Annotated in this window: 17 protein-coding genes and 1 pseudogene; 12 read left to right on the top strand and 6 right to left on the bottom strand. The window is 68.5% G+C overall.

Features of this window, described 5'->3' with window-relative positions:
* Window positions 1-224: 224 nt before the first annotated feature.
* From AC6H42_RS20225 to AC6H42_RS20170, 12 genes are all read left to right on the top strand, one after another.
* Entirely contained in the window at window positions 225-818 is a 594-nt protein-coding gene (locus AC6H42_RS20225; RefSeq protein ID WP_082551838.1) for a VOC family protein, read from the top strand.
* A 2-nt stretch (window positions 819-820) separates the two neighbouring features.
* Window positions 821-2080: a HupE/UreJ family protein gene (locus AC6H42_RS20220; protein WP_497548800.1), complete on the top strand. Its 1260-nt coding sequence runs from the start codon at window positions 821-823 to the stop codon at window positions 2078-2080.
* A 190-nt stretch (window positions 2081-2270) separates the two neighbouring features.
* A complete protein-coding gene (locus AC6H42_RS20215; protein WP_497548799.1) occupies window positions 2271-3278 on the top strand; it encodes a thiamine pyrophosphate-dependent dehydrogenase E1 component subunit alpha in 1008 nt (335 codons plus the stop codon).
* Window positions 3279-3303: 25 nt separating this feature from the next.
* A complete protein-coding gene (locus AC6H42_RS20210; RefSeq protein WP_057155665.1) occupies window positions 3304-4368 on the top strand; it encodes an alpha-ketoacid dehydrogenase subunit beta in 1065 nt (354 codons plus the stop codon).
* Window positions 4365-4613, top strand: a complete 249-nt coding sequence (locus tag AC6H42_RS20205; protein ID WP_057155664.1) for a lipoyl domain-containing protein — start codon at window positions 4365-4367, stop codon at window positions 4611-4613. The genes AC6H42_RS20210 and AC6H42_RS20205 overlap by 4 nt, the downstream gene beginning before the upstream one ends.
* On the top strand, window positions 4613-5332 hold the full coding sequence (locus AC6H42_RS20200) for a 2-oxo acid dehydrogenase subunit E2 (protein WP_057155663.1): 720 nt from the start codon (window positions 4613-4615) through the stop codon (window positions 5330-5332). Before AC6H42_RS20205 ends, AC6H42_RS20200 begins: the two co-directional genes overlap by 1 nt.
* Window positions 5333-6109, top strand: a complete 777-nt coding sequence (locus AC6H42_RS20195) for a lipoate--protein ligase family protein (RefSeq protein WP_057155662.1) — start codon at window positions 5333-5335, stop codon at window positions 6107-6109.
* Between the two features lie 33 nt (window positions 6110-6142).
* Window positions 6143-6709 (top strand): gluconate 2-dehydrogenase subunit 3 family protein, encoded by a 567-nt coding sequence (locus AC6H42_RS20190; RefSeq protein WP_200953969.1) that lies wholly within the window; start codon window positions 6143-6145, stop codon window positions 6707-6709.
* Between the two features lie 22 nt (window positions 6710-6731).
* Window positions 6732-8306, top strand: coding sequence for a GMC family oxidoreductase (locus AC6H42_RS20185; RefSeq protein ID WP_497548798.1), 1575 nt, complete (start codon window positions 6732-6734; stop codon window positions 8304-8306).
* A 51-nt stretch (window positions 8307-8357) separates the two neighbouring features.
* Window positions 8358-9560, top strand: coding sequence for a porin family protein (locus AC6H42_RS20180; protein WP_057155660.1), 1203 nt, complete (start codon window positions 8358-8360; stop codon window positions 9558-9560).
* Between the two features lie 28 nt (window positions 9561-9588).
* Window positions 9589-11307: a pyrroloquinoline quinone-dependent dehydrogenase gene (locus tag AC6H42_RS20175; protein ID WP_057155659.1), complete on the top strand. Its 1719-nt coding sequence runs from the start codon at window positions 9589-9591 to the stop codon at window positions 11305-11307.
* 16 nt (window positions 11308-11323) lie between these two features.
* Window positions 11324-11674, top strand: a complete 351-nt coding sequence (locus tag AC6H42_RS20170; protein WP_057155658.1) for a c-type cytochrome — start codon at window positions 11324-11326, stop codon at window positions 11672-11674.
* A gap of 13 nt (window positions 11675-11687) precedes the next feature.
* On the opposite strand, the gene AC6H42_RS20165 is transcribed toward AC6H42_RS20170, so the two are convergent.
* The 6 genes and pseudogenes from AC6H42_RS20165 to AC6H42_RS20140 form a co-directional block, all read right to left on the bottom strand.
* Complete coding sequence (locus tag AC6H42_RS20165; RefSeq protein ID WP_497548797.1) at window positions 11688-13193, bottom strand: DUF3526 domain-containing protein; 1506 nt, start codon at window positions 13191-13193, stop codon at window positions 11688-11690.
* Window positions 13190-14692: a DUF3526 domain-containing protein gene (locus AC6H42_RS20160; protein ID WP_497548796.1), complete on the bottom strand. Its 1503-nt coding sequence runs from the start codon at window positions 14690-14692 to the stop codon at window positions 13190-13192. The genes AC6H42_RS20165 and AC6H42_RS20160 overlap by 4 nt, the downstream gene beginning before the upstream one ends.
* Window positions 14640-15344 (bottom strand): ABC transporter ATP-binding protein, encoded by a 705-nt coding sequence (locus AC6H42_RS20155; RefSeq protein WP_057155655.1) that lies wholly within the window; start codon window positions 15342-15344, stop codon window positions 14640-14642. Before AC6H42_RS20155 ends, AC6H42_RS20160 begins: the two co-directional genes overlap by 53 nt.
* Window positions 15345-15369: 25 nt before the next feature.
* Window positions 15370-17697, bottom strand: a complete 2328-nt coding sequence (locus tag AC6H42_RS20150) for a TonB-dependent receptor (RefSeq protein ID WP_497548795.1) — start codon at window positions 17695-17697, stop codon at window positions 15370-15372.
* Between the two features lie 165 nt (window positions 17698-17862).
* Window positions 17863-18627: pseudogene (locus AC6H42_RS20145) on the bottom strand (ABC transporter ATP-binding protein); the annotation flags it as partial.
* Window positions 18628-18644: 17 nt separating this feature from the next.
* Window positions 18645-20462, bottom strand: coding sequence for an ABC transporter permease (locus AC6H42_RS20140; protein WP_497548806.1), 1818 nt, complete (start codon window positions 20460-20462; stop codon window positions 18645-18647).
* Window positions 20463-20755 lie beyond the last annotated feature (293 nt).

The following is a 20755-nucleotide window of genomic DNA, read 5'->3' as shown; positions in this document are numbered from 1 at the left end:
CAAGCGCAGTGCCACCCCGCAAGCACGCCTTTTGCAGGCGCGCGGCGCCCCGGCGCTGAGACACCTGTCTCATTTTCCGTCTCCCTGGAGCAGCTGTCGCGCCGCGCCAGCGGCGCGCCAGACGCGCAACACGGCCCGCGCGTGCTGGTGCGCTTCTTGCACAGGCAGCTTGCGCGCCGCCGTCCGGCGGGGCCGCAACACCATAAAAATTCAAGGAGATTGGCATGAAATACAACAAAATCGTGGGCTCGGCCCTGCTGGCGTTCTTGCTGCCGCTGGGGGCGCAGGCCGGCAGCCTGCCCGGCATGCGCGGCTCGGACCACCTGGGCATGACCGTGCCGAACATGGCCGAGGCGGTGGACTTCTTCGTCAAGGTGATAGGCTGCGAAGCCTCGTTCGACCTGGGCGCCTTCAAGTTCGACGATGACTGGATGCAGGTGCACCTGAACGTGGACCCGCGCGCGGAGATCAAGCGTTTCCGCATGGTGCGCTGCGGCTATGGCACCAACCTGGAAATCTTCGAATATGCCGCCCCCAAGCAGGCTGCGCGCCCGCCGAAGAACAGCGATGTCGGTGGCCACCACCTGGCCTTCTATGTGGACGACATGGACAAGGCGGTGGCCTACCTGAAGGCCAACGGCGTGAAGGTGCTGGGCGACCCCAGCACCTTCAAGGAAGGTCCTGCCGCCGGCCTGACCTGGGTCTATTTCCTGGCGCCGTGGGGCATGCAGCTGGAACTGGTGAGCTATCCCAAGGGGCGCGCCTACGAGAAGGGCGCCAAGCGCCTGCTGTGGGACCCGCGCGCGCCGGCGAAATAGCCATGTGCCGCAGCGCCTGTTCGGCCGCGCTGCGCGCATGCCTGGCGCTGTTGCTGTACTGGATGGGCGCTGCGGCGGCCCATCCATCGGCGGACCGGCTGGTACGCGTGGTCCACTTCGAGCCGCGCGCGGACGGCCTCGCGGCGTACGTGCGGCTGTCGCTGCCCTTGCTGCCGGCGTCCGGAGGCGTGCGCTACGACAGCATGGAGAGCGGGCGCCTTTTCCATTACCTCGATGCCGCCGCAGCGCCCGCGAAGCTGGAGCAAGTGGGCCGGCTGCTGGCGGACAGCCACCGGCTTGGCGCCGGCGGGCGCCCGGTGGCGGCGCGCGTGCTGGCGGTGCGCATCCAACTGCGCGGCCAGGTGCCGCCGTTTACTACACTGGAACAGGCGCGCCGCGCCGCCCGACCGGCCATGCCGGGGTTGCCGCCGCAGCCGGGCGGGCAGGGCATGCAGCCTGGTGCGCCCACCGAAACGCGCCATGTGCTGGTTGACGCCGAGCTGCTTTATCCGCTCCCGCGCGGCGCTGCGGGCTACCCGCCGCTGTCCTTCTCCAGCCTGCACGAGCCCGAGACGGGCGGCCTGGCCGAGATCGCCAACGTGCTGTTCTTCCACCAGGACGGCGCGGTGCGCACCTACTCCGCCGCCGGTACGCTGGCAGTGCCGGTGCAGCTGAATCCTTCGCTGGCCGGCGCCGCGCGCATGTTCCTGCTGGCCGGCTGCGAGCACATCCTGCAAGGCTGGGACCATTTGCTGTTCGTACTGTGCCTGGTGCTCGGTCCATTGCGGCTCAAGCCCACCGCGCTGCGCATCACGGCCTTCAGCGTTGGCCACTCGCTGTCGCTGGGCGCCGGCCTGTTTGGCTGGATGCCGGCCGGCGCCTGGTTTCCGCCGTGGGTGGAGGTGGCGATCGCCTTGTCGCTGCTGGGAGCCGCCGTGTCGGCGCTGCGTCCGGGCCGCAACGCGGGGCCGCTGGCGGTGGCGGCGGTGGGACTGGTGCATGGCTTCGGCCTGTCCTTCGGACTGCGGGAACTGCTGGCCGACAGTAGCGTACCGCCGCTGGCCACGCTGCTGTTCTTCAACCTCGGCGTGGAAGCGGGCCAGTTGCTGATTGCCGCCGCTGGCTGGCTGGTGCTGCGTGCGCTGCAGGCATGGCGCGCCGGCTGGGCGGCGCGCGCGCAAACCGGCATCGCCTTCGGCTGCACGGCGGTATCGCTGTTCTGGCTCGCCGGGCGCCTTGTCGCGGCCATGCCCGCACCCTGAGCGTCCGCCCGCAACAGCTGTCACCGCCAGTGAGACAGCTGCTGTGCCACCTGTCGCGCAAAACCCCTGCAATGGCGGGCCGGATGGCCCGCAAGCGTGGTTTTTTGGCTGGCATGGTTGTTGCGAAATACCTGCCAAGAGCGCGCAGCCCGGCGCGCGCTTCCGACAGAGACAATTACAGGAGGAGTAAATGGAACACACGTCAGAGCAGCTGATCTGGATGTACCAGACCATGATCGCGATCCGCGAATTCGAAGACACCATGGTCAAGGTTTACCTGGAAGGCAAGCTGCCGCCGAATATCCAGAAAGGCCTGGCCTTCGACATCGGCTCCGGCCCGGTACCAGGCGAAATGCACCTGGCGGCGGGCCAGGAGCCGGTTGCCGTGGGCGTTTGCGCCCACCTGCGCGCCGACGATACGGTGGTCGGCGCGCACCGTTCGCACCACTTCGCCATCGCCAAGGGCGTGCGCCTGCCGGAGATGACGGCCGAGATGTTCGGCAAGGCCACCGGCCTGGGACGCGGCAAGGGTGGCCACATGCACCTGTTCGACCCGGCCGTGAAGTTCAGCTGCAGCGGCATCGTCGGCGCCAGCATGCCGCCCGCCTGCGGTGCGGCGCTGGCGGCCAAGAAGCGTGGCAGCGACGCGGTGGCGGTGGCCTTCTTCGGCGAGGGCGCCACCAACCAGGGTGCCTTCCACGAGTCGATGAACCTGGCCGCGCTGTGGAAACTGCCGGTCATCTTCATCTGCGAAGACAACAAGTACGCCATCTCGGTGGAGAAGTCCGATTCCACCGCCATCGCCAACAACTCGGACCGTGCCGCCGCCTACGGCATGCACGGCATCCTGGTCGAGCGCAACAGCGCGCTGGACGTGTTCGAGGCGGCCGGCGCAGCCGTGGCGCGCGCCCGGCGCGGCGAGGGCCCGACCCTGATCGAGGTAAAGACGGACCGCTACCACGGCCACTTCCAGGGCGACCCGGAAGTCTACCGTGCCAAGGGCGAAGCGGAGCAGGCGCGCAAGAACGACCCCATCCCGCAACTGGCGGCCTTCCTGCGCGCGCATGGCCTGCTGGACGACGCCACCGAGGCCGAACTGGTGGCCGTCGCCAAGGCCCGCGTGGCCGGCGCCTATGCCTTTGCCCGCAACAGTCCGGACCCGGCGCCCGAAGAAGCGCTGCAGCACGTGTTCTGCTGACCCCACACACAAGGAGACCTTCACTATGAGCACCACTGTCACCACCAGTACCAATGCCGCGCGCCGCATGACGATGGCGCAGGCGATCGCCGAGGCCATCGGCCAGGAAATGCAGCACGACCCCGAGGTATTCGTGCTGGGCGAGGATGTCGGCAAATACGGCGGCATCTTCGGCGCCACCACCGGCCTGCTGGCCAAGTTCGGCAAGGACCGCATCATGGACACGCCGATTTCGGAAACCGCCTTTATCGGCGCGGCCATCGGTGCAGCCGCCGAGGGCATGCGCCCGATTGCGGAGCTGATGTTCGTCGACTTCTTCGGCGTCTGCATGGACATGATCTACAACCACATGGCCAAGAACACCTACATGGCGGGCGGGAACATCAGCCTGCCCATGGTGCTCATGACCGGCATCGGCGGCGGCTACAACGACGCCGCCCAGCATTCGCAGTGCCTGTACGCCACCTTCGCCCACCTGCCGGGCATGAAGGTGGTGGTGCCTTCCAACGCGTACGACGCCAAGGGCCTGATGATCCAGTCGATTCGCGACAACAACCCGGTGGTGTTCATGTTCCACAAGGGGATCATGGGCCTGCCGTGGATGTCCTACTTTGAAGGCAGCACCAACGAGGTGCCCGAGGAAGCCTACGCCATCCCCTTCGGCCAGGCGCGCGTGGTGCGCGAGGGCGCCGACGTCACCATCGTGACCTTGAGCCAGATGGTGCAGAAGGCCGTGCTGGCGGCGGCCGAACTGGCCAGGGAAGGCATCAGCGCCGAGGTGATCGACCTGCGCACCATCGTCCCGCTGGACCGCCAGGCCATCCTCGACTCGGTGCGCAAGACCGGACGCCTGTTGATCGCCGATGAAGACTACCTGAGCTTCGGCCTGAGCGGCGAGATCGCCGCCATCGTCGCCGAGAACCTCGACAGCGTCACCCTGCGCGCTCCCGTGAAGCGCCTCGCCGTGCCGGACGTGCCGATTCCGTACGCGCGCCCGCTGGAGCAGTTCGTCATTCCGCAAGTGGACGGCATCGTCGCCGCCGCGCGCCAACTCGTATCCGCAAACACCATTGAAAGGAAAGCAGCATGAGCGAAATTCACTTACCCCAGGACGCCTGGGAAGACGTCGAACCCGGCACCGAGGCCCTGCTGGAGCAGTGGCTGGTGAAGCCCGGCGACCGCGTGACGGCCGGCCAGACGGTAGCAGTCGTCGTCATGGTCAAGACCAGCATCGACGTGCCGGCGCCGCAGGACGGCGTGCTGGACCAGGTACTGATCGAGGCCGACGCCACGGTTGCCCAGGGCAAGCCGCTGGCCACGCTGCGGGCTGCGTGATGCACGCCCACAGCACAGCCGTGGCGGCGGCGGACCAGGCGGCCGCGCCCGACCTGGTGCCGCTCAAGGGCATACGCGGCAGCATCGCCCGCAACATGACGGCTGGCTGGCAGGCGCCGCGGGTGGCGCTCGGCATGGACGTGGACATGCGCCGCTGCCAGCTGTTGCGGGCCCGCCTGCAGGAACGCGCCGGTTCCGGCGTGCGCCTGAGCGTGATGCCCATCGTGCTGCGCGCGCTGGCGCTCACGCTGCGCAGCCACCCGGCCATGAACGCGCTGATGCGCGAAGGCGCCATCGAGCGCATGCCGGGCATCCACATCAACGTGGCGGTGGCGCTGGAAGAAGGCCTGGCCGTGCCGGTGATACGCGACGCCGACACCAAGAGCATTGAGCAGATCGCGGCGGAAGCGGCGGCGCTGGCGGCCGGGGCGCGCGCCGGCACGCTGCCGGTCAAGGCTTACCAGGGCGGCACGTTTACGGTGAGCAGCCTGGGCGCGGCCGGGGTGGACTGGTTCACCCCCATCCTCAATCCGCCGCAGGTGGGCATCCTCGGCCTGGCGCGTGTGGCCGACCGTCCGGTGGTCCAGGGCGGCAAGCTGATGATCGCACCTGCGACCACCCTTTCGCTGGTGTTCGACCACCGCGCCGTGGACGGCCATCCGGCCGCGCTATTCCTGGGCGAGCTCAAAGCGCGCCTGGAAGCGGCCGAGGGGCTGTAGATGTTTGCCCCGCTATGGAACGCGCCGCGCCAGCCCGCGCTGGCCAGCTGCCGCGAGGAGCAGGAGTGGAACGCGCGCCTGCTCGCGCAGCCGGCGGATGGTGCGGCCATGCAGCTGTGGCGCTATGGCGCGCCCGGCGTGGTGCTGGGCTGCGCGCAGCGCGCCGCGCTGGACCAGGTGGCGCCGCGCGCGGCGGCTTGCGGCATGGAGGCGGTGGTGCGGCAGGCGGGCGGCGGCGCGGTGCTGGCCGGGCCGTGGATGCTGAGCGCCTCGGTGCTGCTGCCGCAGGGCCATCCGCTGGCGTGCGGCCAGCTGGTGCACAGCTACCGCTGGCTGGGCGAGCTGTATGCGGGCGTGCTGCGCAGCCTGGGCGTGCCGGCCCATGCGCTCACGCCGGAGCAGGCGCGCGAACAGCAGCGCCGGGCCGCCCCGGCTCAGGTGGGCTGGGCCTGTTACGGCGGCTATTCGCCCTGGGAAGTGGTGGTGGGAGACAGGAAGATCGTCGGCCTGGCGCAGGTGCGGCGGCGCGGCAGCGTGCTGCTGGTGGCCGGGCTGCACCTGGCGCAGCCGGATTGGCGGCTGCTCGCGCAGGCGCTTGGCCGGCCTGACTGCGAAGCGGCGGCGCTGGCGGCCTGCAACACCTCCTGCGAGCAGGAGGCGGGTGGCGGCGACTGGCTCGGCGCCGTGGCAGGTCCGCTACGGCAGGCGCTGAGCTATGCGCTGTTCCACCTGCCGCAGGCGCAGGCCGAGGCCGGGGACGCGGCGGAAATTTACTGAAGCAAGGCTGCACACAACAACAAAGGAGATGACATGGACAAGCAAAAAAGCGGCATGCGCGTGGTGGAAAAGGCGGCGACGCTGACCCGGCGCGGCTTCCTCAAAGGCACAGGCCTGGCGGGCATCGGCGTGAGCGTGATCCCGGCCGGCGCGCTGCTGGCCAGCCCGGGCGCCGCGATGGCGCAGCAGTTCGAGGTGCTGGGCAGCGAGACCGGCGCCACGCTGTTGCGCATGGCGCGCGACATTTTCCCGCACGACAAGCTGGCCGACAAGTACTACCAGCACGCCATCGTGCCGTACGACGCGCAAGCGGCCAAGGACCCGGCGCTGAAGGCGCTGCTGTCCGACGGCGTGGCGCAGCTGAACCAGCGAGCGCGCCTGGCGCATGGCAAGGATTACGCGGCCGTGGCCGAGGAAGCGGACCGCGTGGCGCTGCTGAAGGATATCGAGACCAGCTCCTTTTTCGTGAAGATCCACGGTGGACTGGTCACCGGGCTGTACGACAACAAGGCGGTGTTCCCGCTGTTCGGCTACGAGGGCTCGTCCTGGGAGAAGGGCGGCTACGTGAACCGGGGTTTCGACGATATCGACTGGATCTGACAACAAGAACGAGGAGACAAGCATGGCGATCAAATACAGCACCGGCGACCGCGACGTGGTCGTCGTCATCGGCTCGGGCGCGGGCGGCGGCACGCTGGCCAACGAACTGGCCCAGCGCGGCGTGAAGGTGGTGATACTGGAAGCGGGTAAGCACTACACGCAGGCCGATTTCGAGAACGACGAATGGGCGATGTTCAACAAGATTTCGTGGCTCGACAAGCGCATCTCGGCCGGCGGCTGGCACCACACCAAGACTTATCCCAACCTGCCGGCCTGGATCGTGAAGGGCGTGGGCGGCTCCACCGTGCACTTCTCCGGCGTCGCGCTGCGCTTCCAGCCGCACGATTTCCAGACCCGCACCGTCTACGGCCAGGTGGAGGGCGCCAATGTGCTGGACTGGCCCATCACTTACAAAGACATCGCGCCCTACTACGACAAGGCGGAGAAGAAGATGGGCGTGGCCGGGGCGGCCGCCAGCGGCATGCCTCCCATGCCGGAGAATAACCACTACAAGGTGATGGCGGCGGGCGCGCGCAAGATCGGCTACAAGAAGATCGTGCGGCCGGTGGCCTCCAACAGCAAGGCCAATGACGGCCGTCCGGCCTGCATGCAGATCGGTTTCTGCATGCAGGGCTGCAAAATCGGCGCCAAGTGGTCCACGCTGTACACAGAGATTCCGCGCGCCCTGGAAACCAACCGCGCCGAACTGCGCCAGCAGGCCATGGTGCTGCGCATCGAGCACGACAAGTCCGGCAAGGTGACCGGCGTGCTGTACGTGGACGCCAAGGGCAGGACCCAGCTGCAGAAGGCGCGCGTGGTGTGCGTGGCGGGCAACTCCATCGAATCGCCGCGCCTGTTGCTCAACTCCGCGTCCAGCCTGTACCGCGACGGCCTGGCCAATTCCTCCGGCCAGGTGGGCAAGAACTATATGAACCACGCCACGGCGGCGGCGCTGGCCATCCACCGCAAGCCGGTCTATATGTACCGCGGCTTCGACATCGGCGCCGTGGTGGCCGACGAGGTGGACCTGGACACGCGGCGCGGCTTCAACGGCGGCTACTACCTGGAAGGGCTGGCGCTGGGGCTGCCCTACACGGCCGCCTTCATGCACCCCGGCGGCTGGGGCCGGGAAGTGACCTCGGCGCTGGAAATGTACGACCACATGAGCTGCGTGTGGGTGTGCGGCGAGGACATGGCGCGCGAGCAGAACAGCATCACGCTGCATCCCACCGAGAAGGACCAGTACGGCCTGCCGGTGCCCATCGTCACCAAGACCTACCACAGCAACGACGAGGCCATCGCTGCGCACGGGCTGCGCCAGTTCCGGCGCCTGTCCGAAGCGGTGGGCGCCACCCGCGTGATCGACATGCCGGCCTACCCGGCCAGCCACAACATGGGCACCAACCGCATGAGCGCGCTGGCGCGCGACGGCGTGGTGAACAAGTGGGGGCAGACCCACGACATCAGGAACCTCTTCATTTCGGACGGCAGCCAGTTTACATCCAGCTCCGCCGCCAACCCAACCTTGACCATCGTGGCGCTGGCGATCCGGCAAGCCGAATACATCGCCGGGGCCATGAAACGCAAGGAAATCTGAAGCACGGCAGGGAAGTACCCCAAGCACGAATAACTATAACTGGAGACAAGCATGAACCATAATATCAAGCGCCGTGCCGCGGCGGCGGCGATCTGCTGCGCATGCAGCGCTGGCGCGACCGCCGGCGTGGGTTTCGACACGGCCGACGGCTGGAAGTACAGCACCGACGGCTGGGTCATTCTGCAGGCCCACAAGCAGAACGGCGACAGCCCGGACACCACGGGCTTTCGCATGAGTTCCGGCACCACGCCCAGCCTGATCGCCTTCAACGTCACCGCGCCCGCCGTGGACGGCATGACGCTGAGCAGCCGCGTGGGCCTGTACATCAACGCCCAGTCGGGCGAGGGCAATTTCCGCAACGCCGGCAACGTCGGCAATACCGGGTCCAAGGCGCTCGATCCGCGCGAGATCTGGGCCAAGCTGTCCGCGCCATGGGGGGAACTGGTGTTCGGCAAGTCCTACAGCATTTACCAGGGCGAACCGGTGCTGGCCGACGCCTCCGTGCTGGCTGGCGGGCTGACCGGCTACGACAATGTCAACACCACCAATGCGCTGGCCGCCACCTTCAACGCCGGCTATATGTACACCAACTTCAACGCCGGGCTGCGCTACAACTCCCCGCAGGCTGCGCCGCTGACGTTTTCGGTGGGCGTCTACGATCCCAGCCAGGTGCGCAACGTGTTCGCCGGTTCCGGCGCCGACCGCACCAACTCGCCGCGCGTCGAGGGCGGCGTGTACTACCGCCACGAGGGCGGCGGGATGAAACTCAAGGTCTACGGCGACTTCACCTGGCAGCGCGCCGGCCATTGCCTGACGGCGGCTGGGTTGCCCTGCCTGGACGACAAGGTGAGCACGCGCGGCCTGTCGGCGGGCGCCACGGCCGACATGGGGGCCTTCAATGTGCACCTGTCCGGCTTCAGCGGCAAGGGCCTCGGCTCGGTGCTGATGCAGGACCTGGACGCGCTGGACGCGGACGGCCGCGCGCGCAAGAGCCGGGGCGTGTTCGGCCAGCTGGTGTACCGCCCAACGGCAGCGCTGTCGCTGCGCTACAGCTATGGCCGCACGCGCATCGACGGCACGGCTGCCACCCTGGGCCACCTGGCGCAGTCGCATATCGCCGGCGCCTACTACGCCGTCAACCGCTACCTGACCGTGTACGGCGAACTGGCCAACTCGCGTTTCAGCTACAACCCCGTCTTCCAGCACCGCACCGACACGGACTACGCCACCGCCGGCGTCCGTTTCATGTGGTAAGCCGTCCGCACATACAGAGGAGAACACCATGAACAAGCATCCACAGCGCCGTGCCGGCGCCATCGCCGCCGCATGCCTGGCCGCCGCCGGCGCGGCCGCCGTTTCCGCCATGCTGGCCGCCACGCCGCCCGCGTACGCGGTCGCCCCGCCCATGCCGGGACCGGCGGGCGGCGAGGCCGACCCGAATAACTGGACCCAGTACCACCGCACTTCGAACGCCTGGCGCTACTCGCCGCTGGAGCAGATCAACAAGGACAACGTCAAGGGCCTGAAGGCGGCCTGGATACACCAGCCGGGCGACATCACCGCCGGCCTGATCTCGACCCCGCTGGTGAAGGACGGCGTGATGTACTACGTGGCGCCCAACAACAACGTGTTTGCGCTGGACGCTGCCACCGGCCAGACTGTCTGGCATTACCAGCCCAAGCTGGCCGCCATCGCCAGCCAGAGCTTCTACGCCACGCTGAGCCGCAGCCTGACCATGGGCCATGGCCATATCTACCTGGGCACGCTGGACGGGCGCTTCGTCGCCATCAACGAGAAGACCGGCAAGGAAGCCTGGTCCACCCAGCTGACCGACTTGAAAAGCTGCTTCGGCTGCCTGTTCTCGTCCTCGCCGGTCCTGGCCGGCGACGTGCTGATCGGCGGCAGCACCGGCGGCGACCAGCCGCAGCGCGGCAAGGTATTCGCCGTGAACGCGCTGACCGGCGAGAAGATGTGGACCTTCGACACCATCAAGGACGATCCGAAGAGCTGGCCGGACGGCACCGGCCAGGTTGGCGGCGGCGGCGCCTGGCTGCCCGGCACCTACGACGCGGCCTCGGACACGGTGTTCATCGGCACCAGCAACGCCGCGCCCGATTTCTACGGCGACGCGCGCAAGGGCGACAATCTGTACACGGCCAGCCTGCTGGCGCTGGAGCCGAAAACGGGCAAGCTGAAATGGCACCGCCAGGAGATCCCGCACGACACCTTCGACTACGACGCGGCCTACGAGGCGCTGATCGTGAAGAAGGACGGCAAGGACGTCATCGTCCACTTGAACAAGAGCGGCTTCGTGTTCGTGATGGACAAGGCGGACGGCAAGCTGGAAAACGTGTGGCCGCTGAGCCAGACCTACAACTTCGTGAAGACCATCGATCCGAAAACCGGTGAGCTGATCGGCCGCAAGGCCATGCCGGCCGGCCAGGAGACCTTGTTGTGTCCCTACCTGCTGGGCACGCGCAGCTGGAACCCGGGCGCCTACAGCCCGAAGACCGGCCTGTGGTACACCAACGCCATGGAAGTGTGCCAGAAGGTGGTGCCGGCCAAGCAGGAGACCAAGGGCATGGGCATCGCCAGCCTGTACCTGGGCGTGGACAAGCTGGAAGCGGTACCGCCGCCGGACCGTCCCGCCGAAGGCCGGCTGGACGCGCGCGATCCGCTCACCGGCAAGCTGAAATGGAGCGTGAACTATGCCATTCCAGGCCTGGGCGGGGTGCTCACCACCGGCGGCGGCCTGGTGTTCAACGGCGACCCGTTCGGCTATGTGCACGCTTATGACGCGGACGACGGCAAGGAGCTGTGGAAGTTCCAGACCGGCTCCGGCATCCGCGCCGGCATCATCAGCTACGCCGTCAACGGCAAGCAGTACATCGCCGTGCCGAGCGGCTGGGGTTCATTGGCGCCGGGCTTCATGGCCAGCGCCTTCCCCAGGATCAAGGACCTGACCGGCGGCGCCGCGATGGTTGTTTTCGCGCTCGACTAGAACAGAGGAGATCGCCATGCACAACACCGCCATACCCATGCTGTTCCTGCTGTCCGGCCTGGCCTGGGCCGCGCCGCCGGCCAATTTCGACAGCCCCGCCGCGATTTCTGCGGGGCAGAAACGCTTCAACCAGAACTGTGTCTACTGCCACGGCAACGCCGGTTCCGGCGGCAAGGGGGCGCCGCTGCAAGGGCGCGACGACCTGCCGCCGCAATACTTGTTCGACACCATCAGCAACGGCAAGACGCGCGGCGCGCTGCAGATGCCGCCATGGAAGGAAGCGTTCTCTCCGCAGGAGATCTGGGAGCTGAGCGCCTACATTCATTCGCTGCGGGCGCCAGCGTCGACAGCGGCGCCTGCCCGCTAGGCCGGCGCCGGTCTCACGGCGTTGCCTGGCTGCGCGACACGTAGCGCAGCAGCAGTACGGCGGCTGCGGCCAGCAGGCCGGTCCACAGCAGCAGCAGGGCGGCGCGCGCCGGCAGAGCTGGCGCCGCCGCCAGCTGCGCCGATGCGCTGAAGCGCGGCACCTGGGCAAAGTCGCGGAAGCCGTAGCCGCCCAGGCAGGTCCTTGGGCAGGGATTGCGCTCGTCGCCCAGCGCGGCGCGCTGGATCTCGGCCTGGAAATAGTCGCGCAGCTGGCCGTGGTGCTGCTGTACTTCCGCGATGAAGCGCTGCTGGCGGGCGCTGTCGTTGCCGGCGATGTGGGCCAGCGCCTGGTAGGCCAGCGTCACCGGGCTGAAAAAGGCGGCGACACCGAACAGCGCGTCGCGGTTTCTGCGCGCGCTGTCGAACTTCTGCTCCACGCCGCGCATCGCGCTTTCCAGCTCCTGCGCCCGCTGGATGCGGGACACGCTGGATGACACCTTGTCCAGCGGCGTCTTTGATGGCTTCCATTCCGGATGGCTGTCATAGAAGCGCGCCAGGCTATTGAGTTTGTCAGCCGCCACGCGGTCGCCGGCGTCCCGCATCGCCTGCACATAGTATTCGCGGTTCGGCACGGGCGCGGCCAGCTGCACCCATGCGCTCAGCGCCCCGGGGATCACAATCGCGAATACCAGCCACGCGCCGGACACGGCGAACGCCGCGCTCATGCGGGTGGCGCAGACGGCGCAAATCGCCGTCGCCACCGCTGCCCAGAACGCCGAATAGGCCAGTACCACTGCCGACCATGCCGCCAGCGCGGAGCAACCCGCCACGGTGGCCGGCACCGCAGCCGACAACAGTGCCGCCGCCACGCAAAACAGCAGCAGCACCAGGGTTGCGGCCAGCGCCCGCGCGCCGGTTTGCACCAGCAGCAAGCGCAGCGGCGAAAGGCCCTGCAACTGCAGGCTGCGCAGGCGCCTGCTTTCGCGGTCCTGCGTCAATACGGACATGCAAAGCGACAGCAGGATCAGCGGCCACAGGTAGACCAGGAAGAACAACAGGTCGTAGCGTCCGGCAGCCAGCCGGCCCGGATGCTCGATTTCGGCGGCGGTCCGCACCGACTCCATCGATTCTGCGCGCACCCTGACGTATGCGGGCAATATGTCCGCCTGCGCGATGCCCAGCGCGGCGCCCGGTACGGCGGGCTTGGCCGCGAAGCCCACGTGTTCGCGGAAGGCATAGCCGCGGATGTCCACCGGCGTTCGATACCACTGCAGGACTGCGAACTCGCCGGCCTCCGGGTTGGCGAAGTAGCGCTCGGCCATCTGCCCGGCGCGCAAGCGCGCCTCGTGCTCCTGCCGCGCCGCATCGGCCCGCGCGGCCTGGCCCTGGCGTTCGAAGCGGCTGCCTTCGAACAGGCCGTAGCCTGCCAGCAGCAGGGCGGCTGCCAGCAGCAGCAAGGTGCCGCGCTCGCGCAGCTGCATCAGCAGGTCGTAGCGTATCAAGGCGAGGATCTGCTTCATCGCAAGCTCCCCTGGCGCAGGCGGCGTATGCCAAGGAAGGCCAGCAGCAGGCTGGCGCCCAGCGACGCCAGCAGCGGTAGCAGGTATTTCATCATCAGGTGACCCCATCGAACCGGTGCGTACAGGAAGTGGAAGGGCGGTATGCTGTTCCAGAGCTGCTCGTCGCCATCGTGCCGCTTGCCGTCGCGTTCGGGATGGCGGGTGATGGCGTCGTTGAGCACTGTCTGCATGCGGCGGCGCTGCTGCTCGGCGCTTGCGACGAACTCGAGGTGGCTGGCGGTGTCGCTGCCGGCCAGGTAGCTGGACAGCCCGGCGGCGGCGACGGCCGGGGAAATCCAGCCCGCCAGCGCGGCCGCGTCGCTCTGGCGCCGTAGCGCGTCGAACAGCCGGCCGTAGTGCTGGTCGAAGACCTTGTCGCCGTGCGCCTCGCCGCGCGCCAGGCTGATGCCTGCCCAGTTCACCGGCAGATCGCGCACGTCGCCCACCTTGTATTCCTTGAGCAACTGCTGCTTGTGCCGTTCGGCTTCCTCGGCATCGTCCGGCATGCCAAGGTCGGCATCGAGCGACTGGCGGAACTGCTGCATGCTGGGCAGCGGCGCCGCCGATTGCGCCAGTTCCACCGCCGCGCGCGGCAGCACCAGCGCCGTGGCTGCCCATAGTGCGATCAGCGCGGCCAGGCTGGCGCGCGTGCTGGCCGCCCATGCGGAAACCGCCGTGATGATGGCTGCCCAGGTGGCGAGGTACAACAGGTAGCCGGCGCCGAACAGCGCGCCGCGCAGGGCGCCGTCGGTAAACGGGTCTTGCGCGCCGCTTTGCCATTTGAGCAGCGCCACGGCGCCGCATGCCGGCAGCGCGATCTGCGCCGCCAGGCATACCAGCACGGCGGCGCGCGCCGCGCCGATCGCTCCCAGCGGCGCCGCGTTCACGCGCAGTGCAGCCAGGGTGCCGCGCTCGCGCTCGGCCGCGAACATGCCGTAGCCCAGAAAGATCATGGCCACCGGCGCCAGCACCTGCAGCAGCAGGGCCGGAGTCAGGCGGAACTGGCGGCCGGCATCAGGCTCGTCGCCCGCAGGGCGGTACACCAGCTCATTCTGCTTGTGCGCTTCGAGCCACACGCTGGAGCCCACGAAACGCTCCACGCCGGGGTCCAGCGCGGACAGCGCAGGCAGGGGCTTGAACACGTACACGCCGTAGTGCGCTGCCGAGTGCGGGTACTTCCTGCCCTGCTGCGACCAGCGCTGCTGTTCGGCCGTGCCGGCCACGTGGCGCGCTTCCAGCGTGTCTTGCAGGTCCAGCGCCGCCAGCGTGCCGGCGCACAGCGCGAGCACCATGCCCAGCCCGGCCACCAGCCACACGCGCCAGTCGCGGCGCCGTTCACGCCAGTCTGCCTGCCAGGCTCCGCCGAACGCGCGCCACCAGCGCAGCGGGCCGGCGGCGCCGGGTGCTTCAGGCCCGGCTGGCCAGGGTGTCGAGGTAGTTGCGTTCGAGTTCGCCAGCATTCAATTCTCCCAGGTTCCATTCACTAATCAGATGTCCGCCCACCAGCATGCCGCAGCGGTTGGCCAGTTCCTGCGCGCGGAACAGGTCGTGCGTCGCCATCAGCACGGCTGCGCCGTCGGCCGCGAGCGACCGTATCAAAGCGCCGAAGGACACGCTGGCTTCCGGGTCCAGGCCGGAGGTCGGCTCGTCCAGTACCAGCACCTGCGCGCCCTTGGCCAGCGCCATCACGATACCGACCTTTTGCCGCATGCCCTTCGAGTAGCCGTGCGCCTGGCGGTGCCACGCGTGCGCCGGCAGGCCGGCACGTTCCAGCAACTGCTCGACGCGGGCGCGCGACGGCACCTGTCCCAGCAGCCGCATGAAGAATTCCACGTTCTCGGCGCCGGTCAGCTTGTCGTACAGCGCCACGTTCTCGGCAATGTAGGCGGCGTGGCGCACCGCGGCTTCGGCCGCAGGCAGCGGCGAGCCGGCCAGCGCGATGCTGCCGCCGTCGGGCCGTACGAAGCCGAGCAGGCAGCCTATGGTGGTCGACTTGCCGGCGCCGTTCGGCCCCAGCAGGGCGTAAATCTCGCCGGCGGCGACATGGAGGTTGAGATGGTCCACGACCGTACGGCCTGCATAGCGCTTGGTCAGTTGTTCGATGCGTATCATCGGAAAGTCCTTGTTGATATGCTTGCTAAAAGGCGTAGCGCGCTTCGGCGAAGAGCGTGCGGCCGGGGAAGGGATGCGACTGGTAGGCGCGGTAGTCGTTCAGGTTGTCCACGCCCACGGACAGCTCGGCGCCGGGCGCGGGACGCAGCAGCAGCCGCACATCCAGCTGCTTCTGGCGCGACAGGCCGCCGTACACGTCCGGGTTGATGTCCGTGTTGTTGATCTCGTTGAACTGGCGGCCGGAGTAGCGCCAGGTGGCCGCCAGGCTCCACGACTGCAGCGGCGCGTACAGCAGCGTGGTGGCGGAGCGCACGTGCGGCACGCGCACCCAGCGTTTGCCCAGCGACGGCTGATAGGCTGCGTTCTCCAGGATGACCGACTTGCTGAAGCCGATGTTGGCGTCCAGGCTCAGTCCACGGATGCCCAGCCGGTCGGCCGTGCCGGCCAGTTCCAGTCCCCGCGTGCGCACCCGGCCCACGTTCTGCGTGCTGGCCACGTTGGGGAACACAGTCAGGTCCAGCTGGGTCCAGATGGTGTGGCGCACGTCGTCCTGGAAGGCGCTGGCGCGCAGGCTGCCGTCCGCGAAGCGTTGTTCGGCGCGCAGTTCCAGCGCTGTTGAGCGTTCCGGCTTCAGCGTGGGGTCGCTGACGACGATGGCAGGTCCGGACTGCGTGCCCTGGAATAGTTCGGCCACCGTCGCGAAGCGTGTGCCCCGTCCGGCCGACAAGCGCAGGTCCAGGCCGTTCGCCGCGCTCCAGGCCAGCGACAGCTTGGGCGACCAGGCGTGCTCGCGGCGCGGCGCGTAGTTTTCTGCCGGGCCCGGCGTGAAGCGCTGAACGCCGTCCGAGGCTTCCCATTTTTCCGCGCGCAGGCCGAAGGTCGCGGCCCAGCCGGGGAGGAAGCGCCACGCGTCCTGCGCGTAGGCCCCCAGCAACTGCGTGGCGCCCCCCACGAACTGGGTCTCGGCACCGGCCACGCTGCGCCAGTCAGGCAGGCTGCGCGAAGCCTGGCGCAGCGCATAGTCGCTGGCGTGCAGGCCGAAGGTCAGCGCGTGACCGCCTCCGGTCCAGTCTCCCGGCACCGGCGTATAGCGCGCCTGCAGCTCCAGCGAGCGGAAACCCGTGCCGCCGCGCTGCACGGCCGTTCCGGCGCCGCCGGCAGGCGCGAACGGATCGGCCACGCCCGCGTTGCGCTGGGTGTCGTCGAGGATTTTGTAGCGGCTCAGCACTGCCGAGCCGTTCCAGCCGGTCTTGCGTCCGGTTTTCAGCGTGAAGCCGCCCTGCAGGTGGCGTTCCTCGCGCAGGAAGGGGGCGAAGGCGCCGGCCGGGATGTTGAAGACGTTGGCGCCGTCGCTCACGCGTCCGGACCAGACAGTATTGCCGGCTGCATCCCGCAGCAGGCTGGCATTGCTGTTTTCCGAATCGTTGCGCCACCAGGCGAGGAAAGCTTCCGCGCTCAGGCTGGCGCCGAAGTCGTAGCCCAGGCTGGTCTTCACCGTGTCCTGGCGCGTGTGGTCGATGGCCCCGGCGTTGGCGCCGAACACGGCGCGCCGCAGACCGGCGGGTGCGGTGTCGTACACCACGCCGCTCACCGGCGTGGCGGGGCCGCTGCCGGCTGCCGGGAAAGCGCCGGCGGCGTTGGCGTTGACGGCGTAGTACTGCATCGGCTGGCTGGTGGAATCCTGGTGGTTCACCATCAGCTTGTACCAGAGGCCGGAGGCCAGGCGGTCGCCGATCAGGGCCGAGGCCTGGTAGTTGTGGTAGCGGTCCTTCAGGCCGTAATTGTCGTATTCCTGCACCTGGGTGGCGACGCGCGCCGAGCCGCTGAAGGCGGTGGGCTTGCTGGTTGTGATGGCGATGGTGGTGCCGATCGAATTGCCGGGATAGACGGCGGAGAAGGGCCCCTGGAGCACATCGATGCGTGCCATCTCTTCCGGCGCGACCATGTTCCAGCGCGGGGCGTCGAAACGGCCGAGGAAGTTCGACAGCAGGTAGCCGTCCATCAGCACCAGCGCGCGCGGCGCCTGCGACGTGGAGAAGCTGCGCCCGCCAACCAGCGCGTTGCGGTCGCCGCTGTAGCGCTTGCGGATGGTCAGGCTGGGCAGGTTGCGCAGCGCGTCCTCAGGATTGAAGATGTTTTGCTGCTGGCGCAGCTCTTCCTGGGTCTTGCCGATGGCATAGGCAGGCAGGCCGGCGGCGGGCGGCGTGCTGCCTGCGCTGATGACGATGCTTTGCATGGCGGCCGCGCCGGCTGTGCCGGCTGGCGGGCCGTCGGCTTCCTCCGCGTGGGCCGGCAGGCAGCAGGCCAGGCCGAGCGAGATGGAGGTGGCCAGTGGGCTTCTTGAGATGGGCATGGGTGGAGTCGCGAATAGGTTATTGGTAGCCGGTTTGCATCTATGCTGCAAATGCAACAGGATTGCAATAATATTGCGGCGCGGCCGTTAACGCAACTCAATTGCAATAAAAACTGCAATGCGAATTGCGCCGGCCCGGCCGGCCCGGCGCCCAATGCTGCCTCAGCGCAGCGTCATCAGGCGGTAGACCTGATCGGCCAGGGCGCGCACTTCCTGCGAATCGGGGTTGCGCGGGCGCGGCAGCCGGACCGCGATGTCGTGGCTTATCCGGCCCGGATCGCTGGACAGGATGACGATGCGGTCCGCCATCATCACCGCTTCGGCGATGTTGTGCGACACCACCAGCATGCCGCGCGTGGGGATGCGGCCGCTGTCCCACAGCTCCAGGATGTCGTTGCGCAGGGTCTCGGCGGTGAGCACGTCCAGCGCGGAAAAGGCCTCGTCCATCAGCAGCAGATCCGGATTGGTGACCAGCGCGCGCGCGATGCCCACGCGCTGGCGCATGCCTCCCGACAGTTCGCGCGGCAGCGTGCCGCCGCAGCCGGCCAGGCCGATTCGTTCGAGCATCGCGCCGGCGCGGTGTGCGCGCTCGGCAGGCGGCACGCCCTGCGCCTCCAGGCCCAGTTCCACGTTCTGTTGCACCGTCAGCCAGGGGAACAGGGCGAAGGACTGGAACACCATCGCCACGCCGCTGGCCGGACCGCTAATGCGCGTCCCGCGATAGACCGCGCTGCCCTGGTCGGCCGCCGCCAGCCCCGCCATGATGCGCAGCAGCGTGGACTTGCCGCAGCCGGACTTGCCCAGCAGCGTCACGATTTCGCCGTCGCGCAGCGCAAAGTTGACGCTGTCCAGGATGACGCGCGGCGCGCCGTCCGCTTGCTTGAAAGTCTTGCCGACGCCGGTCAGCTCCATCAGGATATTTTCAGCCATGCCAGTTCCTCGTTCGATCAACCCAGTGCACGCTCTTCGGCCAGCCGGTACAGGCGGTTCCAGAAGAATCGGTTCAACAACATCACATACGCGCACATCACGCCGATGCCCAGCGCGGTGCGATGGAAGTCGCCCGCGTCGGTCATCTGCTTGATGTAGCTGCCCAGGCCATCGGCCGCCAGCGTGGTGCGGCCCCAGCTGACGTACTCCGCCACGATGCTGGCGTTCCAGCAGCCGCCGCAGGCGGTGATGGCGCCTGTCAGGTAGGCGGGAAATACGGCCGGCAGATAGAAGCGCTTCCATTTCAGCCAGCCCTTCAAGCCCAGGTTGCCGGCCGCCAGCCGCAGCTCGTCCGGCATGGTGGAGGCGGCCGCCACCACGTTGAACAGGATGTACCATTGCGTGCCGAATACCATCAAAGGGCTGAGCCAGATATTGGGATTCAGCCTGTAGGCCAGCATCACGCAGACCGCCACCGGGAACAGCAGGTTGACCGGGAAGGCGGCCAGGAACTGGGCCGCCACCTGCATGCGTTGCGCCCAGCGCGGCCGCAGGCCTATCCACACCGCCGCCGGCACCCACAGCAGCGACGCCAGCGCGATCAGCACCATCACCCGCAACAGCGTGATCAGGCCGAGCCAGCCGACGTGCGCCACCTCCGGCCATCCCGCCCCGGCGCTGACGGACAGGGCCAGCCGCCAGGCCGCCAGCAGCATGGCCGCGTCGAGGATGCGCAGCGCATGGCGGCGGTAGCGGGACAGCCGGCCCGGACGGCCGGGGCGGGCCTGCCGCGGGGCTGCGACGCCGCCATCGCCCGCCGGTGCGGCCGCGCTGCCGCTCCAGGGGCCGGGTGGGGGCACGCCGTGCGCGCCGGTGGCCGGCCTGCCGGCAAACCAGCCCGGCGCGCCTTGCATGCGGCGCCTGCCATGGTCCGCCAGCCGGCGCAGCCAGCGGCTGCGTCGGACCCAGTCCAGCAGCCAGGAATGTTGCGCGGTGTCGCCCTGCGTGCCCTCGAAGCGGAACTTGTCCGCCCAGGCCAGCAGGGGCCGGAAGACCAACTGGTCGGCCAGCACGATCCCGGCCAGCATGGCGGCGATGGCCAGCGCGATGGCGCGGCCGTTGCCGGTTTCGATGGCTTGCGCGATATAGGCCCCGACGCCAGGCAGCTTGATATCCCGGCCCGCCACCGAGATGGCTTCCGCCGCCACCAGGAAGAACCAGCCGCCGGACACGGACATCATCATGTTCCACAGCAGGGCGGGGGTGGCGTGCGGCAGTTCCAGGCGCCAGAAGCGCTGCCAGCCGGACAGGCCGAACACGCGCGCGGCTTCGTCCAGTTCGGGCGGCACGCTGCGGATGGACTGGTACAGGCTGAAGGCCATGTTCCAGGCCTGCGAGGTGAAGATGGCGAAAATGGCCGCGCATTCCACGCCCAGCAGGTTGCCGGGAAACAGGGCGATGAAGGGCGCGACGGCGATCGCCTGGAAGCCCAGGATGGGCACCGACTGCAGCACGTCGAGCAGCGGCAGCAGCACCCTGCCGGCGGCGCGGTACTTGGCCGCCACCGGGGCGTACACGAAGGCGAACAGCAGCGAGCAGCCGAGCGCGATGAACATGCGCAGCATGGTGCGCAGCAGGTAGTAGGGCAGACGGGCGCCGTCCAGCGACATGGCGCCGGCATGCCCGAGGGCGAAGGGGCGCGCCATGCGCATGGCGCCGAAACCGGCGGCGGCCAGCACGGCCAGCACCAGCGGCAGCAGCAGCCAGTCCCAGCGGTTGGGGCCGGCCAAGGCCAGGGCCGGCGCGGCGCGGCGAGGGTTGAACAGGGTGTACATCGGCATTCCCGGTACTGGCTGCGCGAGGCAGCCGGGTTCCAGCCGCGTGCGCCCCAGGCGCGCGCCGGCCACGGCGATGCGGGCGCCGCAGCGCGCAGGACGGGCCGTGCGCGCCGCAAGGGCTGCATGCAATCAATTTGTGCGTGGGGAATGTCCTGCACCGGAAGGCTTCCGGGCGGGATAGACACCATCATCCGCCGGTGGCAGATGACGGCAGGGAAAGCCTGCGTTATCTTGCCGGGGCGGGGCCAGGGCATGCCTGGCTACAACTGCCACTCGAACAAGTGCCCATG

This window comes from Massilia sp. NBRC 108631 (assembly GCF_059704565.1).
The sequence above is the reverse complement of the archived record's forward strand: the minus strand, read 5'-3'. Positions and strand labels throughout refer to the sequence as shown.

Excerpts from the sequence above, each read along its gene's own strand:
- AC6H42_RS20170 (WP_057155658.1), top strand. The coding sequence starts at position 11,324 with ATGCACAACACCGCCATACCCATGCTGTTCCTGCTGTCCGGCCTGGCC.
- AC6H42_RS20195 (WP_057155662.1), top strand. The coding sequence starts at position 5,333 with ATGTTTGCCCCGCTATGGAACGCGCCGCGCCAGCCCGCGCTGGCCAGC.
- AC6H42_RS20185 (WP_497548798.1), top strand. The coding sequence starts at position 6,732 with ATGGCGATCAAATACAGCACCGGCGACCGCGACGTGGTCGTCGTCATC.
- AC6H42_RS20220 (WP_497548800.1), top strand. The coding sequence starts at position 821 with ATGTGCCGCAGCGCCTGTTCGGCCGCGCTGCGCGCATGCCTGGCGCTG.
- AC6H42_RS20225 (WP_082551838.1), top strand. The coding sequence starts at position 225 with ATGAAATACAACAAAATCGTGGGCTCGGCCCTGCTGGCGTTCTTGCTG.
- AC6H42_RS20140 (WP_497548806.1), bottom strand. The coding sequence starts at position 20,462 with ATGTACACCCTGTTCAACCCTCGCCGCGCCGCGCCGGCCCTGGCCTTG.
- AC6H42_RS20180 (WP_057155660.1), top strand. The coding sequence starts at position 8,358 with ATGAACCATAATATCAAGCGCCGTGCCGCGGCGGCGGCGATCTGCTGC.
- AC6H42_RS20200 (WP_057155663.1), top strand. The coding sequence starts at position 4,613 with ATGCACGCCCACAGCACAGCCGTGGCGGCGGCGGACCAGGCGGCCGCG.
- AC6H42_RS20210 (WP_057155665.1), top strand. The coding sequence starts at position 3,304 with ATGAGCACCACTGTCACCACCAGTACCAATGCCGCGCGCCGCATGACG.
- AC6H42_RS20205 (WP_057155664.1), top strand. The coding sequence starts at position 4,365 with ATGAGCGAAATTCACTTACCCCAGGACGCCTGGGAAGACGTCGAACCC.
- AC6H42_RS20165 (WP_497548797.1), bottom strand. The coding sequence starts at position 13,193 with ATGAAGCAGATCCTCGCCTTGATACGCTACGACCTGCTGATGCAGCTG.
- AC6H42_RS20160 (WP_497548796.1), bottom strand. The coding sequence starts at position 14,692 with ATGCTGGCGAACTCGAACGCAACTACCTCGACACCCTGGCCAGCCGGG.
- AC6H42_RS20175 (WP_057155659.1), top strand. The coding sequence starts at position 9,589 with ATGAACAAGCATCCACAGCGCCGTGCCGGCGCCATCGCCGCCGCATGC.
- AC6H42_RS20150 (WP_497548795.1), bottom strand. The coding sequence starts at position 17,697 with ATGCCCATCTCAAGAAGCCCACTGGCCACCTCCATCTCGCTCGGCCTG.
- AC6H42_RS20155 (WP_057155655.1), bottom strand. The coding sequence starts at position 15,344 with ATGATACGCATCGAACAACTGACCAAGCGCTATGCAGGCCGTACGGTC.
- AC6H42_RS20215 (WP_497548799.1), top strand. The coding sequence starts at position 2,271 with ATGGAACACACGTCAGAGCAGCTGATCTGGATGTACCAGACCATGATC.
- AC6H42_RS20190 (WP_200953969.1), top strand. The coding sequence starts at position 6,143 with ATGGACAAGCAAAAAAGCGGCATGCGCGTGGTGGAAAAGGCGGCGACG.